Consider the following 16,012-nt stretch of genomic DNA (forward strand, 5'->3'; position numbering starts at 1 on the left):
GGACGGGAGGTTGGAGCGGGGTCGAACGGGGGAACAGCTCAGGCACCTTCCCCTTGGAGCCTTTGCCCGGCTGACCTATGAATCCAGTCCATGAACCTCAAGGATTGCTCATGGACGATTGGTTCTTCTCGGCGCTCAAACTGACCACTCGCGCCATCGAGGTCGGCGGGATCGCCATCATCGTCCTCGGGATCCTCGGAGCGAGCATCGCCGTGCTCTGGCAGATCCTGCACGGCCGCTCGGGATCGGACGCGTTCAACCTCTACCGCTCGAATCTGGGACGGGCCATTCTGCTCGGCCTCGAATTCCTCGTCGCCGCCGACATCATCAACACGGTGGCCATCGAGCCGACGCTCCAGAGCCTCCTCATCCTCGGTGGCATCGTCCTCATCCGGACCTTCCTCAGCTTCTCGCTGGAAGTCGAGATCGAGGGCCGCTGGCCCTGGGACCGACACAAAGGTGAAAGCGACAACGCCTCACGCCGCACGGCCTGAGGCCGGAACGCAGGCCTCGCAGATCGCCGCGATATGGCGATGGTCGGTGCCGCAGCATCCTCCGAGCACGGAGAGCTGCGTCATGCGCTGGCGCAGACCTCGATAGCGCCGGGCAAGATCGCCGGGATCGCCCGGATCGAGCTCGGTGGATTCATCGAGTTCGGCGTGACTTTTAGCCGATGCATTGGCTCTCAGCCCACGGATGCGCCGGGTCCATCCGCCGCTCTCCGACAGTATCCCGTCGAAGTGGCTCGGGTGCGCGCAGTTGATCATGTAATAGGCCGGACCATGGCCGGTCTCGCGGTCCGTCCGCTCGATGGCGGAGTGGAGCGTCTCGCCGGTTGCCATCCTGCCATCCGTCTCGACCGTGAACGAGATCACCACGGGGACACCGAGCGCCTCCGCGGCGCGCGCGATGCCGATGGCCTCCTCGGCATAATTCATGGTGACGGCGCTCACCATATCGGCCCCGGCCTCACGAAAGGCTTCCACCTGCGGCGCATGATAGGCCTGCGCCTCCTCCGCGCTCATCTGCGCATCGGGTCGATAGCCGTCCCCGCGCGGACCGATGACGCCGTTGATCAGGATCCGCTCCCTGGTGTCGGAGAGCCTGTCGCGCAGACCGGAGGCCCAGCGCACCGCATCCTGATTCACGGTCGCGAGGTCGTCGGCCGAGACGTCGAGCTTCGCGCCCCAATCCGTATTGGCCCGCCAAGTGGGCGTGTCGAGAATAAACCCGACGTCGTGCTCGACGGCGGTGCGGATATAGGGCTCGAAATAGCGTTCGAGCCTGGCTTGCCCCTCCGGGCTCCGCAAAAGCGGAAACGCCGCAAAGCAGGGGAGATCGACACCCTCGAGGAAGACGAGAGTCGTCTCGAGACCGCCATCGGTGAGAAAGATCGCATCGCTCGAGGGTGGAAAGGCAAATCGGCTGCTGGTCATCGGAGTGCCTCCCGCATTCCTTGCGACAAGGGTCCACCGTCAGCCCGATCCAAGAAAAGGATCCGCATCATGATCCGTCCGTCGATGCGGGACCGCGGGCTGCGGCAGGCAGCGAGATTGCCCGAACGCGCACGCTCTTGATGTGCCATTCCTCACGTTAGGGCAATCGCAAGATCTTTCCCCTATCGTCCTGTGGAATTCTTCAACTTGCGACCCGTGCGAACGCGGCAGTTGACGTAACAGTCGAGTCCGATTAGGAACCTCCTCCCGGCCGCAAGCCGTCGCCACTCTTCCAGTGTCCGACGGCTCCATTCCTGCCCGTTCAGGCAGCTTCAGCCTCGTGGCTGGAGCGTTCCGTCGCTCGTCTCCATGGGAGGCGACATTTCGGGCAGATGTCACTTCCCTGCAGCCGCACCGATCAGACGATTTCACGCTCTCGGCCCGGCTCGCTTCCGACATTGCGTATCCCCCATGAAGGACTTTCGAACAGGTCTCTTCCTGAACAAGATTCCCTATGTGCAATCTGGTTCGGGCCCCCATCCCGTCGTCGTGCTCAACGGTGGACAGGCTTTCGTCAGGCGCCCTACTCCGGCGCGTGCGCACCGGGACGCCAAGCGCATCGCCCGGCTGCTGCCCAAGGGGCGGTCGATCCATGTGCTGGGATACGAGCCGTCGCCACCGGCCGGCTATTCCATCGCGACCATCGTCGACGACGTCGCGCGGATCCTGCGAGAGGAGATCGGCCCCGCAACCGTGATGGGCATCTCCTTCGGCGGCTTCGTCGCCGCACGGCTTGCCGCGGACCATCCCGATCTCGTGAAGGAGATGATCCTGATGGTGAGTGCGCACCGCTTCTCACCGGAGGGACGCCGCAGCGTCGACCGGCAGATCGCATGCGCCTGGTCCGGCGACTTCGAAGGATTTCTCGACGAGTTCGGCCTCGTCTTCCGCCGTCCCTGGCTCAATTGGCTGGTCCGCTGGAGGTTCAGGCAGGAGCGGACGCGACTGCATGAGACGATGAACGATCCCGCGGCGATCGTCCGCGGTCTCAATGCCGTCGCGGGAGAGGATTTCGGCGGCGACCCGTCATGGCTCGCACATGTCGCGGCGCCGACCCTGATCGTCGGCGCGACGCGCGATCCCTTCTTCGATGTCGCGGCCCTCGAGGAGACGGCGCGGCACATTCCGTCCGCGCAGCTGCAGCTCTTCGAGCACGAGACGCACATGCTTCCCGTCGAGCGGGCCAGGGATGTGGCGAAGGTGGTCACGCGGTTTCTTGCGACGCAACGATGCGCTCGGTGAGACCCATCAACACTCCTCTCCCCGTCATGGCCGGCACGAGGCCGGCCATGACGGGGAAGTTTCGCCCAGCTGAACCACCTTCTCCCGTCTGAGAGAGGACGCAACCGTTCAATCGCTCACATGCACCAGCACATGCCGCTTCTTGCCGGCCGTCAGCTTGAAGGACCCATCGGTCAGATCCGCGGTGCCGACTTGGGCATCCGCGTCCTGCACGACCGTTCCGTTGAGTCTTGCCCCGCTGTTGAGGACCAGGCGGCGGGCCTCGCTCCTGGAGGTTGACAGGCCCGCGCGCACGAGAAGCTGCGCGACCGTGACGCCGCCATGGAGCTCGGACCGGGAGAGACCGATGCTCGGAAGCCCGGATGCGTTCTCGCCCTTCTCGAAGGCGCGGCGTGCGGTGTCGGCCGCGTCCCGTGCGGCCTCCTCTCCGTGGGCGAGACGCGTCGCCTCATTGGCCAGGATCTGCTTCGCCTCGTTGATCTCGGAGCCCTTCAGCTCGCCGAGACGATGCACGTCCTCGAGCGGCAGCTCCGTGAAGAGCCGCAGGAAGCGCGCGACATCGTCATCCTCGGTGTTGCGCCAGAACTGCCAGAACTCGTAGGGACTGAGCTTTTCGGCGTTGAGCCACACGGCGCCACTGGCCGTCTTGCCCATCTTGGCCCCGGCCGAAGTGGTGAGCAGCGGCGTCGTCAGCCCGAAGAGCTGGCGCTGGTCGATGCGGCGCGCGAGCTCGATGCCGTTGACGATGTTGCCCCACTGGTCCGAGCCGCCCATCTGCAGCTCGCAGGCGTGATGGCGCGACAGCTCGAGGAAGTCGAACGCCTGGAGCACCATGTAGTTGAACTCTAGCAACGTGAGCGGCTGCTCGCGTTCAAGGCGCTGGCGCACGCTGTCGAAGCTCAGCATCCGGTTGATGGTGAAGTGGGTGCCGAAATCGCGCAGGAACGGCAGGTAGCGCAAGGGATCGAGCCAGGCGGCATTGTCCACCATCACCGCATCGGTCGGTCCGTCGCCGAACGTGAGGTAGCGGGAAAAGACCCGCTTCAGCCCCGCGGCATTCCTGGCGATCTGCTCGTTGTCGAGCAGCGGCCGGCTCGCATCGCGAAAGCTCGGATCGCCGATCTGCGTGGTGCCGCCGCCGATGAGCACGACAGGCTTGTGGCCCGACTTCTGAAGCCAGCGCAGGGTCATGATCTGCACGAGGCTGCCGACGTGGAGGCTGTCGGCCGTGGCGTCGAAACCGATGTAGGCGGCCACCGGCCCGGCCGAGAGCCGCTCGTCGAGGGCGCCGAGGTCCGTGCATTGGTGAATGAAGCCGCGCTCGGCGAGCGTCTTCAGGAAGGTCGATCTTGGGGTGCTCATCTTTTCGTCTCCTGGGGATTGGCGGGAGCCGCTGCCCGGAGACCTGATCACCTAATGAAGATGCCGCCGGAGAGCGGCGGCATCGAACGTCTGGTCGCAACCGAACGGAGCCGCCCTATGGGGACGGCGTAAAATAGTTCACGAAGCTGTGGCGACCGGTGATCATGGGGGCAAAATACGTGCGCTGAGCCGCATCGTCAATCGGTTCCTGCGCGATGCGTCCGCCGACCGGTGCTGGATCAGCCAAGACCCGCGAAGCCGCTGTCGGATTGCCGCAGACCGAAGCCGTATCGCGCCCTCCCGCCCAAGCCGCGGCCCTCCGCCCATGCCGAACACAAGCGCGCCGGCAGGGACCTAAAGGGCTAGGTCTATCCCTACTGAAGTTTAGTCTAGTATTACTTCGTAGGTATTAATACTGGATATTGCAAGGCTTTTCCTGAACTTAGCCTAAGATGATGACGTTATCCGCCCGAGAATGTGTTTCGGCAAATACTTCCAAGAGTATGGAGCGTTCATGAAAGTCCGGCTTTTAATCGGGGCCTTCGCCCTTTTATCTTCAACAAGTGCGTTCGCCGCAGACTTAAGTACCCGGAACACTACACGTAATACTTCATCCGGTCATTACACGGCCGCGGCACCACGGCAGGCGATTACTCCTGGCATCCGCGCCGCGAGACGCTCCGAAACCGCCGGAACGCGGTCCGTGGCGCCCCGTAGCCGTGCCGCGGCGAACCGGGCGGCCCCCGCAACGGGCCGGAGTGTCAGGGCTGCCCCTGTCTATACCGAGAACGTGGACGCCTCCTTCCAGCAAAACTGCCGGCCGGTCACGATCCGCGGCCTCTTCGGTCCGCGTCAGGTGTGGGAATGCCCGACGTACCCAGGCGCTCAATACGCAACCGGCCTCATCAACACGAGCCGGGATAGAGGCGAAAGCCCGCGGGATAGCGCCAGCCTCGCCGGATCTCCGCCGTCCGGCCCCGCCACGGGCGGTCCGAGCAATCCTCCCGCATCAGGCGGCGGCAATCCTCCCACATCAGGCGGCGGAACGAGCGGAAGCAACAATCCACCGCAGAGCGGCGGAGGCGGACAGTCTTCCGGCGGCGGCACTGCCGGCGCGGGCGGCGGTACGGGACCGAGCACGGGCGGCAACGCGCCCGATCAGGGTGGCGGCACGACCAATCCAGGCGGGGGGACCAACCCCGGTGGCGGCACGAATCCGGGCGGCGGCACTCCGGGAGGTGGCACCAACCCTGGGGGTGGAACTAATCCCGGCGGCGGCACTCCAGGCGGAGGAACCAATCCCGGCGGTGGTACGAACCCGGGAGGCGGCAATCAGTGCGGTTGCGGCGGTTCGGGCGGCGGTCACCACGGCGGTGGACACCACGGCGGTGGACACCACGGCGGTGGACACCACGGCGGTGGACACCACGGCGGTGGACATCACGGCGGTGGACATCATGGAGGCGGTCACCAGGGTGGCGGTCATCAGGGCGGCGGTCATCAGGGCGGCGGTCACCATGGTGGTGGACATCAGGGTGGCGGTCACCACGGCGGCGGGCACCAGGGTGGTGGGAGCGGCCATGGCGGCGGACATTCGGGTGGCGGCTGGTCCGGTGGCGGCCACGGCGGACATCATGGGGGCGGCGGCTGGTCCGGCGGCCATGACGGGAAGCCCGACCGCGACGGCCACGGCGGTGGCCGCGGCGGTGGCCGCGGAGGCAAAGGCCACGACGGTGGTGACCGCGACGGCGGCAAGGGCCACGGAGGCAGGGACCATGGTGGGAACGACCATGGCGGCAAAGGCTCCGACGGCAAGGGCTCAGGCGGCAAGGGATCCGATGGCGGCAAAGGCCGTGACGGCGGTCACGATGGCGGCCGGGGCGGAGATCGCGGCGGCCGCGACGGTGGCCATGGAGGTGGCGGCAGCGGCGACCGCGACGGCGGCAGGGGAGATGGCGGTGGCCACGGCGGCGGCAGGGACGGCGGCGGCGGCAGCAGGCGCTGACCTCCGAGCAGCTTCAATCCGAGAAAGGGGCGCTTCTGCGCCCCTTTTTTACGTCGCCAGTCAAGTGCTACGGATCGCCCTCATCGACTGCGTTCCGGCTGTCATCATCATTGGAACGCGTTGACCAGGTGGACCTGTGCCTCCGCGCCTTCATCAGAGCCGTCCAGAGGCTCGGGACCATGCCCCCGGCGAAGGTGAACGTCGACGTGGCAGTTCAGAAATACGTCTTCAAATTCCGCCGCACCCTCTCCAGCACCGGCACATCCTTCGGCGGCAGCACAAATGTCTGGCCCGTGATGCGCTCGAAGGCGTCGATGTAGACGCGCGAGGTCTCCATCACCACGTCCTGCGGGATCTCGGGGATCGCGTCCCTGTAGGGATCGCAGCGGGCGACCACCCAGGTGCGGATGAAATCCTTGTCGAAGCTCTCGGGCCGCTCGCCGGCCTCGAAGCGCTCCTGGTAGCTCTCCAGGAACCAGTAACGGCTGCTGTCCGGCGTGTGGATTTCGTCGGCGATCATGATCGTGCCGCTCTCGTCGATGCCGAACTCGTATTTGGTATCGACGAGGATGAGGCCGCGCTCGCGCGCCAGTTCCCTGCCCTTCGCAAAGAGTGCGAGGGCGTAGTCGGAAACGGTCTGCCACTGCCCGGCGGTCAGCAGCCCGCGCTCGACGATCTCCTGCGCGGTCAGAGGCTCGTCATGGCCCCCGTCGAAGGCCTTGGTGGTCGGCGTGATGATCGTCTGCGGCAGCTTCTGGTTGTCGCGCAGGCCCTCGGGCAGGCGGATGCCGTACATTTCGCGCTGGCCGGTCTTGTAGAGGGAGAGGATCGAGGTGCCGGTCGTGCCGGCGAGGTAATCGCGCACCACGATCTCGACCGGCAGGATGGTGAGCCGACGGCCGACGAGCACGTTCGGGTCCGGATATTCGATCACGTGATTGGGGCAGATATCCGCCGTCGCCTCGAACCAGAATTTGGCGGTCTGCGTCAGCACCTGACCTTTGAGCGGAATGGCGGCCAGGTTCCGGTCGAAGGCGCTGATGCGATCGGACGCGATGATGATGCGACGCCCGTCCGGCAGATCGTAATTGTCGCGTACCTTGCCGCGATAATGGTTCGGCAGTTCCGGGATGGTCGCGTCCTCGAGGACGTAACCGGTATAGGCTCCAAGGGCTGCTTTATCCACCATGCTCACCTGCCAGGAAATTCGGGTGCCGCGCTCGGCGGCGCGCAGGCCGAGTTCTAAACCGAAATCCCCGGCACGCTAGGCCCAAACCGGCAGAAACAGCTTTTTCAGGGGCACAGTCGGCGAGCACCGGAAACATCCCCACGTCATCACCGGGCTTGTCCCGGTGATCCCGCTTAGATAAGGCCCTGCGGCCTTCGGATCGGGATGGCCGACCCTTTGCCGGCCATGACGGGGAGGAGAATGGAGCGCGGCTATTGGGTCGCCCTGGCATCCCGGCGATAGGTGGCGTTGATGCCCGACAGGGTCACAGAGGTCTCGTACCCCTGGGCGTCGATGATGGTCCATTGCTTGAGCGCATTGGCCCGGCTGTCGAAGCGCAGAGTGATCTTCGAGGTGCCGCCCAGGGTCGCGCTGTCGTCGAACCGGACCGTGACCATGCCGTCCCGGCCAACCTGGACGTCGCGCACCTTGGTGTCTCGCGCCAGATCGATGCTGTCCTGGACCAGGAATTTCAGGGGCGTCTGCCCGACGGGATAGACGTCGTTGGTGCCGAGCTTCTTGTCGCGGATCGCCACGTTACGCCCATCGGAGATCACCTCGAGGGTGCTCGGCGGGGCATAGGCGAAGTGGAACTGGCCCGGGCGGCGCATGGACAGCGTGCCCTCGGCCTGCTGGCCGTTGGGGTTCTTCTGCACGAAATAAGCCGACATCACGTCGAGGCTGTTGAAATAGGCATTGACCCGGTCGAGAGCCTCATCGGGCGTGCGGGGCCCGGGCGGGGATGTCGGCGTAGGGGCCGAGGACGGGGCGGCGACGGCGGTCGGAGGAGGCGCGGACGGCGCCGGGGTGGACCGGGCAGGCTTCGGCGGCTCCGCCACCTTGGCCGGGGGCGGCGTGGCGGGTTTAGCCGGCTCGGCTGCCTGCACGGGCGCTTCGTCCGCGGGCTTCTGCGGTTCGGGGGCGGCCGGTTTCGCCTCCACCTTCTCGGGAGCGGGCGCCTGCGGCCGGGACTCGGGCTTCGCTGCGGTCTGAGGCGCGGGTTTCGGTTGCGGCTGGGCGGCCCGCTGCGGCGGCGTTTGAGGCTTCTGTACCGTCGCCTTCGGCTTGGGCGCCTGTTGCTGGCGCGCTTGCGGCTGCGCCTGAGGACGCGCCGCAGCCGGCGGCTGGGGGGCTGCCTGCGGCGCATTCTGCTGGGGAGCGCTGCCGGCCGGAGCCGAAGGCCTCTTGAAAACGCCGTCGAGGAAGCGAGTCAGGGGATCGGAGGGCTGCTGGGCAACGGCGGGAGATGCGCACGCAAGAGCGACGGCAAGACCAAGAATGCAACGCACAGACGAATTGAGCATGACGCCACTGCTAACCTGAAAGTTCACCGATGCCCGTGCGCAAAAGCACGGCACAGCAATGCTTTATGGCTTGGATAAGAGGCTGAATGAAGGCAGGAGCCTTGCAGGCAAAAGCGAGTCGTGTCCAGAGCGGGCGCGCTTGGTCTCAGAGACTGGCCCCATATTCGGCACCTTCCAGGCCCTCATCCTGAGAGTCCGACTCATCAAGGACCGCCAACCTCCTCACGTCATCACCGGCCTCGTGCCGGTGATCCCGATGGCCTGAAGCGCTGCGCTCGTCCGATCGGGATGGCCGGGACTGATCCCCGGATCAAGTCCGGGGACGGCCATGACGACGGCGGGGTGGATGACGGCAAGGGAAGCGCGGGCTGAGCCCGCATATCAGGCGGCATCAGCCAGTTCGTCCTCATCCGCCACGGGGCGAGTCGGCGCCGGCCGGGGCTTGGGTGTCCGTGGGCGGGACGGCTGCTTCTTCCTGCCCTTGGCGGGCTTCGCCTTGCCGTTCAGGCCCCGCCACCAGCCCTGCCAGCTCCAGGCGCCGGGGCCGGTCACGCCATAGAAGAGAAGACCGGCCAAAACCCCGAGGTGAGACAGGAACACCGCCTGCTCGGCTTGGCGGTTGAGGCCGCCGTAATCCCAGAAGCGATGCAGGGTGCCTGTCGTCACCACCAGCGCCACAATGAGAGCGGAGGCGCTCAGACGCGGTGCGAACCCGAAGATCAGGGCCAGCGGCCCGAACACCTCGGCCAGGACGATCATGGTCGCCACCGCATCGCCATAGGGCATGCCCTTCAGGGTTAATGCGGCGGCAAGCCCGGAAATGTTCGAAAGGCGCCCGATCGCGACCGGCAGGAAGCAGCCTGCCAGAAGCAGGCGGTTCAGCAGCAGAATTCCATTGATGCCCGCGCCTCTGTCCTCGCCCATGCCTTCGCCCTTCCGCTCGCCAGTTCCGGCGGGGCCGGGAATCGGCCGGCCGCCTGACGAGCATTTGAGGCAGAGGTTCTTAACCCGCTCTTAGCGGCGGGCCGGGATCCACCGGTCTTCAGAGCCTGAGGTTTCTTTCCCGGAGCATGGTCTCCCAGCGCAGGGTGTGGTCCACGATGGTCGCGAGATCGTCATGGCGCGGCTCCCATCCCAGCCTGGAGCGGATGCGGGACGGATCGGCCACGATCGTCGCCGGATCGCCGGCTCGCCGCGGCCCGATCCGTGCCTCCACCGGTTTGCCCGAGACCTGCCGGACCGTCTCGATGACCTCGGACACGGAATAGCCGTGCCCGTAGCCGCAGTTCATGACGAGGCTCTCGCCGCCGCTGTCGAGATGGGTCAGCGCCTGCATGTGGGCGGCGATCAGATCGCTCACATGGATGTAGTCGCGGATGCAGGTGCCGTCCGGCGTCGGGTAATCCGTGCCGTAGATTTCCATGTGCGACCGCATGCCGAGCGCCGTCTGGACCGCCACCTTGATCAGATGAGTGGCATTCGCCGTCGACTGGCCGTGGCGCATCAGGGGATCCGCCCCCGCCACGTTGAAATATCGCAGGACCACGTAGCGCATGTCATGGGCGGCCGCGACATCGCGCAGCATCACCTCCGTCAGCTGCTTCGAGCTGCCGTATGGCGACAGAGGTCCCAGGGGCGCGTCCTCGTCGATCGGCTTGTCGGAGGTGTCGCCATAGACGGCGGCGGTCGAAGAGAACACGAATTTCTGCACGCCTGCCGCGACGGCCGCTGCCATGAGGGAGCGGCTCTTGACCGTGTTGTTCAGGTAGTAGCCGAGGGGATCCGACACGGATTCCGGCACGATGAGCTTGGCGGCGAAATGCGCGATGGCATCGATCCGATGCTGCTGAAGCGTCCGAAGGACGAGCTCGTAATCCCCCACATCGCCGACGACGAGAGGTACGCCGTCCGGAACCGACCAGCGGAAACCGGTCGACAGATTGTCGAACACGATCGGCTCGTGGCCCGCATCGAGGAGGGCCAGGACCATGTGGCCGCCGATATACCCTGCCCCGCCTGTTACGAGAACGTTCATGGAATCTCCTGAAAAACCCTGCTTACCTTTTTTGCCACGCTGGCTTTATTGGCTCTGGATTTCCAGATCAAGCTAGGCCCAATAGCCGTTCGGGCAACCTCCTGAGCTTGGAAGACTGCAGAATGGACGATCGCAAGGAATACTGGTGGGTTCATCATGACGCCAGGGTCCAGCCGGCCGAGGTCGATTTCGTCGGCGGAATTCCCGTGAGCTTCAGATTCATCGGAACGGCCGGCAGCATTGCCGCCGCATCGGCCGAACTGATCGAGCGCCTGCCTGCGCCTCCGACACCTGTCATCCGGCCTCATGTGCCCCATCTGCCTCCCACCACGCCGCAGCGGAGCGGATCCTGGCTCTGGTTCATCGGCATTCTTCTGCTCATCCTCGTCGCCCAATGTTCCGGACAAGTTTACGATCTCATCAAGTGATCAGGGGCTCGCGCGAAAGCCGATCGACAGAGGTATCGCGCCCTATCAAAAAGGCTTCGTCCCATTCGGGTCTATGCTTCAACCGCATCGCGCCTGTTCATGGCGTCGAGTCCTTCAACTCCGAACTGTCCCACGCGTAGAAAATCGATCCATGTCACTTTGGCCGTTATGCCGATTTAATTCTGCGCAACCAGGCCGATACCGCGGAGGAAAATGCCCCGATGCTCATGACTGGGAGAAGGACAACGACCTGATCGACAACAGGAAGACGGGCGTCCTTGGCTACGATGCCGACGGATCGGATTGAGGCCGTGGCATTCGCGCAGCGTTCGAAGAACCTCACGCTGACCTGCAAGGACTTGTTCGTGATCTGACGCGTCGGAATGAATGAGGGCCCCGGCCGCGGGCGCGGGTCCCTTTCTTTTTGATCTTTTGACCAGAACAGGAATGCGGCCGGCCTAAGCCGCTTCAGGAGCGACCGCTCACGCGGGCCGCTCCTCAGCGGACGGCGGCGAGCCGCACCGGTTCTCGGTTGTGGGTCTGCTCGACCCGTTGGCCCAGCACGGCCGAGAGCTGCGCGGCAGCCGTCGACGCCCGTTCGCGCACGGCGGCGTCCACGAGCGTGCCGTCGATGAAATTGCTCTCGCTCGCATAGACGGCCGTGGGAATCGTGAGCGCCTCGAAGAAGCCGAAGAGCGGGCGCAGGTAGTGCTCGACCACGAGGGCGTGGCGCAGCCCGCCGCCGGTGGCGGTCAGCAGCACGGGCACGTCCTTCAGAGCGTCCGGCTCGACGAGGTCGAAGAGATGCTTGAACAGGCCTGTATACGATCCCTTGAAGACAGGGGTTCCCACGATCAGGGCGTCCGCGGTCTCGATGTCTCTGAGAACGCGGGCAGCGTCCGGCGCCAATTGCATGCGCGAAAAGGCACTGCCGAGGCCAGGCCCGATTTCCACCAGATCGTGAACGACGAAGTCGACCGGCCTCGTCCGCCCGATCTCGGCGCCGATCGTTTCGACAAGAGATCTTGTCTTGGACGGGCGGCGGAAGCTGCCGGCGATGCCGACGATCCGAGGGTGAGTCATGGAGAACCCTTTCCGATGTGAAGCGGACAACGCTTCACAGCATCCGAGCAACGGACTCAAAAGTGGAATACACCTTTGATCCTCGTCCGATACTCAATCGTTTCGGTCGCGCATCGTTTGATGCGGAAGACCTGATCCACATTTCCGCGCGATGCGCTTACGTTTGATCATGCGGTTTTCGCAGCCTCTTCAGCCTCGAAAACAAGAGCAGGTTCATCTGCGATATCCGCTCTGTCAACGCGTTTGTTCTTTAAACCGAACAAAAAGAAAATTTTTCTCTTTTGCGGGGCTTTGGGAGATTCTGCCGAGTGGGCTTCAACCGAAGCAGATCAGGCCCTTGGTCCCAGGAGACCCAAGGCGGCGGATCGCAGTTGAGTGATTAGATCGACAGGTGACAATCTACAGATGCATCTGTATGGACAATCCTGTTTCACGTCAGAAAAGAAACAAATAATCTATTCTACATTGGAAAGATGCTAAATGTCTGCCCATGGAGCCCTGGACCTCATCGGAAAAACCCCTCTCGTCGAGGTGACGAGTCTGGACACCGGTCCGTGCAGGCTCTTCCTCAAGCTTGAGAGCGCCAACCCCAGCGGTTCCATCAAGGACCGACCGGCGCGCGCCATGATCGAAGCGGCGGAAGCCGACGGGCGCCTGAAGCCCGGCGGCACGATCGTCGAAGCAACCGCCGGCAACACCGGTGTCGGCTTGGCGCTCGTCGGGGCCAGCAAGGGCTATCGCACCCTCCTCGTGGTTCCGGACAAGATGTCGCGGGAGAAGGTCCTGCACGCCAAGGCCCTGGGCGCCGACGTCGTCATCACCCGCTCCGACGTGGGGAAAGGCCACCCGGATTATTACCAGGACCTCGCCCAGGCGATCACCAACAAGACCCCGGGGGCCGTCTACATCAACCAGTTCGAGAATCCCGCCAACCCGGCCGCCCACGAGGCGAGCACCGGCCCCGAGATCCTGGAAGGGATGGAGGGCGATGTGGATGCGGTGGTGGTCGGCGTCGGCTCCGGCGGTACGCTCACGGGCGTCGGGCGCTTTCTCAAGCAGGCCTCGCCCAAGACCGCGATGGTTCTGGCGGATCCGGCAGGCTCGATCCTCGCACCGCTGGTCGAGACGGGCCGGATGACCGAGGCCGGCTCCTGGGCGGTCGAGGGGATTGGCGAGGATTTCGTGCCGCCGAACTGCGACCTCTCCCTTGTCAAGAAGGCCTATTCCATCGGCGACAAGGAGAGCTTCTCGGCCGCCCGCGAGCTCCTGCGCAAGGAGGGCATCCTGGCAGGCTCCTCCTCCGGCACGCTCCTAGCAGCGGCCCTGCGCTATTGCCGCGAGCAGACCAAGCCCAAGCGGGTCGTCACCCTCGTGTGCGATACGGGCGCCAAGTACCTGTCGAAGGTGTTCAACGATGCCTTCATGGCGCAGGAAGGCTGGCTCGACCGCAAGGCGACCGGCACCGCGCGCGACGTGGTGATCAACCCCTTCGGCGAAGGCGCCACCATCTTCGTCTCGCCCAGCGAAACCCTGCGTTCCGCTTTCGCCCGCATGCGCTCCTCCGACATTTCGCAGCTGCCGGTGATCGACGATGGCCAGGTGGTCGGGCTGATCGACGAGAGCGACATTCTCGATGCGCTCGTCGCCAACGAGGGCGCTCCTCAGCGCGTCTTCGACAAGCCGGTGCGGGACGTGATGGTGACGCGCCTTCAGACGATCTCCGCCGACGCTCCGGTCAAGGAGCTTCTGCCCCTCTTCGCCGCCGGCCTCGTGCCGGTGATCATGGACGGCGCGTCCTTCGTCGGTCTCGCCACCCGCATCGATCTCATCAACTTCTTCCGGATCCAGGCCCAATGACCGCCCGCAACCAGCTCGATTTCTCCACCCGCTGCATCCATGCAGGCCAGTCGCCGGATCCCACCACGGGCGCGGTGATGATGCCGATCTACGCCACCTCGACCTTTGCCCAGGAGAGCCCGGGCGTTCACAAGGGCTTCGAATATGCCCGCTCGCAGAACCCGACCCGCATGGCTTTCGAGCGCTGCATCGCGGATCTCGAGGGCGGCACTGCGGCCTTCGCCTTCTCCTCCGGCCTTGCGGCGAGCGCCACCGTGCTCGACATGCTGGAGCATGGCTCGCACATCGTCGCCTCCGACGATCTCTATGGCGGCACGCGCCGCCTCTTCGAGCGCGTCCGCAGGCGGTCGGCCGGGCTCGACATCACCTATGTCGATCTCGGCAACCCCGATGCGGTGAAGGCGGCTCTGCGACCCAACACCAAGCTCGTCTGGGTCGAGACGCCCACCAACCCGCTCCTGAAGCTCGCCGACCTGGAAGCCATCGCGGCCGCGACGCGCGGGCACGGCACCTGGCTCGTCGCCGACAACACCTTCGCCAGTCCTTACGTGCAGCGCCCGCTCGAGTTCGGCTTCGACATCATCGTGCATTCCACCACGAAATATCTCAACGGCCATTCGGACATGGTCGGCGGCGTGGTGATCGTCGGCCAGAACCAGGAAGTGCGCGAGAAGATCGCGTTCCTGCAGAATGCCGTCGGTTCCGTCTCCGGCCCCTTCGACAGCTTCCTGGCCCTGCGCGGCCTCAAGACCCTGTCGCTGCGCATGGAGCGGCACTGCACCTCGGCGCTCAGGATCGCACAGTTTCTTGAAAACCATCCGGACGTAAATGGCGTGATTTATCCGGGCCTCGCCTCGCATCCGCAGCACGAGCTGGCCAAGCGCCAGATGCGTGGCTTCGGCGGCATCATCACCGCCCGCATCAAGGGCGGCCTCGACGGTGCAACACGCTTCCTGGAGCGTTGCCAGCTCTTCACGCTTGCCGAGAGCCTGGGCGGCGTGGAGAGCCTGATCGAACATCCGGCGATCATGACCCATGCCTCCGTGCCGCCGGACGTGCGGGCCGAGCTCGGCATCGACGACGGCCTCGTGCGCCTGTCGGTCGGTATCGAGGATGCGGACGATCTGATCGAAGACCTGCGCTCGGCTTTGGGGTGAGAGACCCGACGGATCGACATCGGTTCGATGTAAGGCCCAAGCGCTATTTCCCTCCCCCTTGTGGGGAGGAGAGTTCCAGCACCGGACTAATCCGCACCAGCCGCCATTCTACGCAACCGGCGAGAAGCGACCGACGAGCTGGTGACGATCACCGGGATAGGTGATCCGCGCCTCGGTCACGAAGGCTCCCGCCTGCCAGGTGCGCCTCTCCAGCACGAGACAGGCCGTCCCCGTCTGGACCTGCAATCGCTTCGCCGTCGCGCTGTCGGCATTGACGGCGCGCACGATGTGCTCCGCATCCGTCCATGGAACACGCCGTAGCAGCCAGGTGCCCGGCGGGTGTTCCTCGAACGGCTCCTCGCCGGCTTCGGGCACGGTGGCGAGATTGATCAGACGCTGCTCGAAGGCCTGCGGCACGTCATCCATCACGTGAAGCGTGGAGAGACAGAGCATCTTGGCTCCTACCGGCTGCCCCGTGCGCTGCGCGGCGGCGGCATCGAGCCTATCGATGCCGCGATGCAGGATCTTGAAGCGGTACTCGACGCCCGCCCGCGCCGCCTCGAGGGCGAAATCCTGGATCTGCAGCACGGCCTGCTGGCTGCTCGGCTCCGCCACCACCGTACCGGCGCGCCGCCGGCGCGTGATGAGGCCGTTGGCCGCGAGCGTGGACATCACTTTGTTCACCGTCATGCGCGAGCAGCCGTATTCGGCCATCAGCTCGTGCTCGTAGGGAATCCGGTGGCCCGGCGGCCACTCGCCGGACATGATCCGGGCCTCGATATCGTCGCGGATGCGCTGGTGCAGATGCTTCATGG

The 16,012-nt window shown here is 65.1% G+C and carries 14 protein-coding genes; 6 read left to right on the plus strand and 8 right to left on the minus strand.

Annotated features, from left to right (window positions below):
• The first annotated feature begins 110 nt into the window (after positions 1-110).
• Positions 111-494 (plus strand): DUF1622 domain-containing protein, encoded by a 384-nt coding sequence (locus KHP60_RS10905; RefSeq protein ID WP_213563921.1) that lies wholly within the window; start codon positions 111-113, stop codon positions 492-494.
• Here the strand turns inward: KHP60_RS10905 and KHP60_RS10910 are convergent.
• Positions 477-1,436: a homocysteine S-methyltransferase family protein gene (locus KHP60_RS10910; protein WP_213563922.1), complete on the minus strand. Its 960-nt coding sequence runs from the start codon at positions 1,434-1,436 to the stop codon at positions 477-479. The two genes, KHP60_RS10905 and KHP60_RS10910, sit on opposite strands and share 18 nt — an antisense overlap.
• Before the next feature lie 471 nt (positions 1,437-1,907).
• On the opposite strand from KHP60_RS10910, the gene KHP60_RS10915 reads away from it, so the two are divergent.
• Entirely contained in the window at positions 1,908-2,738 is an 831-nt protein-coding gene (locus tag KHP60_RS10915) for an alpha/beta fold hydrolase (protein ID WP_213563923.1), read from the plus strand.
• A gap of 108 nt (positions 2,739-2,846) precedes the next feature.
• Here KHP60_RS10915 and tyrS read toward each other — a convergent pair whose 3' ends face one another.
• Positions 2,847-4,100: a tyrosine--tRNA ligase gene (gene tyrS, locus KHP60_RS10920; RefSeq protein ID WP_213563924.1), complete on the minus strand. Its 1,254-nt coding sequence runs from the start codon at positions 4,098-4,100 to the stop codon at positions 2,847-2,849.
• A gap of 1,307 nt (positions 4,101-5,407) precedes the next feature.
• On the opposite strand from tyrS, the gene KHP60_RS10925 reads away from it, so the two are divergent.
• The gene (locus KHP60_RS10925) at positions 5,408-6,229 is read left to right on the plus strand and encodes a hypothetical protein (RefSeq protein ID WP_213563925.1); all 822 of its coding nucleotides are present in this window, start codon (positions 5,408-5,410) and stop codon (positions 6,227-6,229) included.
• Positions 6,230-6,319: 90 nt separating this feature from the next.
• On the opposite strand, the gene KHP60_RS10930 is transcribed toward KHP60_RS10925, so the two are convergent.
• The 4 genes from KHP60_RS10930 to galE all read right to left on the minus strand — a co-directional run bounded on the left by KHP60_RS10930 (position 6,320) and on the right by galE (position 10,672).
• Positions 6,320-7,294, minus strand: a complete 975-nt coding sequence (locus KHP60_RS10930) for a phosphoribosylaminoimidazolesuccinocarboxamide synthase (RefSeq protein ID WP_213563926.1) — start codon at positions 7,292-7,294, stop codon at positions 6,320-6,322.
• Between the two features lie 251 nt (positions 7,295-7,545).
• Positions 7,546-8,637, minus strand: a complete 1,092-nt coding sequence (locus tag KHP60_RS10935) for an outer-membrane lipoprotein carrier protein LolA (RefSeq protein ID WP_213563927.1) — start codon at positions 8,635-8,637, stop codon at positions 7,546-7,548.
• Positions 8,638-9,018: 381 nt separating this feature from the next.
• Positions 9,019-9,561, minus strand: coding sequence for a DoxX family protein (locus KHP60_RS10940; RefSeq protein WP_213563928.1), 543 nt, complete (start codon positions 9,559-9,561; stop codon positions 9,019-9,021).
• 118 nt (positions 9,562-9,679) lie between these two features.
• Positions 9,680-10,672 carry a UDP-glucose 4-epimerase GalE gene (gene galE, locus KHP60_RS10945; protein ID WP_213563929.1) on the minus strand — a complete coding sequence of 331 codons (993 nt, stop codon included), beginning with the start codon at positions 10,670-10,672 and terminating at the stop codon, positions 9,680-9,682.
• 122 nt (positions 10,673-10,794) lie between these two features.
• On the opposite strand from galE, the gene KHP60_RS10950 reads away from it, so the two are divergent.
• A complete protein-coding gene (locus KHP60_RS10950) occupies positions 10,795-11,100 on the plus strand; it encodes a hypothetical protein (RefSeq protein WP_213563930.1) in 306 nt (101 codons plus the stop codon).
• 498 nt (positions 11,101-11,598) lie between these two features.
• On the opposite strand, the gene msuE is transcribed toward KHP60_RS10950, so the two are convergent.
• On the minus strand, positions 11,599-12,183 hold the full coding sequence (gene msuE, locus KHP60_RS10955) for an FMN reductase (RefSeq protein WP_213563931.1): 585 nt from the start codon (positions 12,181-12,183) through the stop codon (positions 11,599-11,601).
• Positions 12,184-12,663: 480 nt separating this feature from the next.
• Between msuE and KHP60_RS10960 the strand changes: the two genes are divergently transcribed.
• Together KHP60_RS10960 and KHP60_RS10965 are read left to right on the plus strand one after the other, a co-directional pair.
• Positions 12,664-14,040, plus strand: a complete 1,377-nt coding sequence (locus KHP60_RS10960; protein WP_213563932.1) for a cystathionine beta-synthase — start codon at positions 12,664-12,666, stop codon at positions 14,038-14,040.
• On the plus strand, positions 14,037-15,197 hold the full coding sequence (locus tag KHP60_RS10965; RefSeq protein ID WP_213563933.1) for a cystathionine gamma-synthase: 1,161 nt from the start codon (positions 14,037-14,039) through the stop codon (positions 15,195-15,197). The genes KHP60_RS10960 and KHP60_RS10965 overlap by 4 nt, the downstream gene beginning before the upstream one ends.
• 108 nt (positions 15,198-15,305) lie before the next feature.
• On the opposite strand, the gene hutC is transcribed toward KHP60_RS10965, so the two are convergent.
• Positions 15,306-16,010 carry a histidine utilization repressor gene (gene hutC, locus KHP60_RS10970; protein ID WP_213563934.1) on the minus strand — a complete coding sequence of 235 codons (705 nt, stop codon included), beginning with the start codon at positions 16,008-16,010 and terminating at the stop codon, positions 15,306-15,308.
• Positions 16,011-16,012: the final 2 nt, after the last annotated feature.

Origin of the sequence: Microvirga sp. 3-52, assembly GCF_018383585.1 — a bacterium.
Classification (GTDB): domain Bacteria; phylum Pseudomonadota; class Alphaproteobacteria; order Rhizobiales; family Beijerinckiaceae; genus Microvirga.